The 1,423-nt window shown below is 42.9% G+C and carries 1 protein-coding gene; it reads left to right on the plus strand.

Annotated features, from left to right (window positions below; genetic code table 11):
* Positions 1-206 precede the first annotated feature (206 nt).
* Positions 207-1,418 (plus strand): RNA-guided endonuclease InsQ/TnpB family protein, encoded by a 1,212-nt coding sequence (locus MiSe_RS49085; protein WP_226594815.1) that lies wholly within the window; start codon positions 207-209, stop codon positions 1,416-1,418.
* Positions 1,419-1,423 lie beyond the last annotated feature (5 nt).

Here is a 1,423-nt window from a genome sequence, read left to right on the forward strand (position 1 = left end):
TTAACTGGACAGACGGGAATTCCCCCGCTATAGGTGTACTCACCTTAGCGGCGGGATGAAAGGCGAGTGAGAAGACGATTGCACCGCCGACCAATCGAACAATCGCAGATCTTGGCAGGAGAGGCGGTGTATGAGGAAGCGAACAAATTCCTTGCATTTTCCTGGTATCCTTGTTACGATGTTATCAGAGATACCGATAACTGATAATGTATCAAGCCTACAAGTTCCGAATCTATCCTACAGCCGAGCAGCAAACGTATTTTGCGGGTGCTTTTGGTTGTTGTCGTTGGTTTTGGAATTACAGCTTGAATCTGTGTCAGCAAACCTACAAAGATACTGGTAAAGGACTTAGCAGAAGTGCCATTCAAGGATTACTCCCAAATCTCAAAAAAGAGTATCCTTGGCTGACAAATGCTTATTCTCAATCACTTCAAGTAGTTGCACTGAATCTATCTACTGCTTATAAAAACTTCTTTGATAAACGTGGCGGTTTCCCTAGCTTCAAATCGAAGCATGGTAGGCAATCTATTAGTTATCCTCAAAATGTCAAAGTAGGAGATAGCTTCATCAAACTACCAATTATTGGTGAGGTGCATTGCGTAATTCATCAACAACTAGACGGCCCGGTTAAAACCGTTACTATTTCTAAAAACACTGATGGTAAATACTATGCTTCAATCTTAGTTGATGATGGGTTAGAGACTCCAGAAGCTAATGCAGAAGGTAAAGCTATTGGACTAGATGTTGGGCTAATTGACTTTGTTGTAACTAGCGATGGTAGCAAGTATGCAAACCCTAAGCATCTCAAGAAACACAGCCGCAATCTAAAGCGCAAACAGCAAAAAATAAGCCGTAAGCAGAAAGGGAGTAATACCAGACATAAAGCTAAAAGATTAGTAGCCAGAGTTCATTCAAAAATCAAGAGAGTACGCGAAGATTTTCTCCACAAACTATCCCGCAAGATAGTAGACGAAAACCAAGTTATTGCAGTAGAAAATCTCAACGTCAAAGGCATGGTACGTAATCACTGTCTAGCTAAAGCAATTAGCGATGCTGGGTGGGGGATGTTCGGAACAATGCTCAAGTACAAAGCTGAAAAGCTAGGCAAGATCTACATCGAGATAGATCGCTTTTTCCCTAGCTCTAAGACTTGCAATAATTGTCTCCATAAAGTATCAGAAATGCCTCTGAACGTGCGTCACTGGGATTGCCCTAAGTGTCACAGCCGTAACGATAGAGATATCAATGCTGCAAAGAACATTAGGGATGAAGCCTTGCGGATTATTGCGTTAGGAACTAGCGCGTCTGCCAATGGACGGAATGTAAGTCAACCTGGTAAAACTTCGGTTTTGCTGGATGCTGTTCCGGTTGAAGTTGGAAGCCCCCGTCATAGCGGTACTCCGCTTGACGGTGGGTAGTTCAC

Origin of the sequence: Microseira wollei NIES-4236 (assembly GCF_020521235.1) — a bacterium.
GTDB lineage: Bacteria > Cyanobacteriota > Cyanobacteriia > Cyanobacteriales > Aerosakkonemataceae > Microseira > Microseira wollei.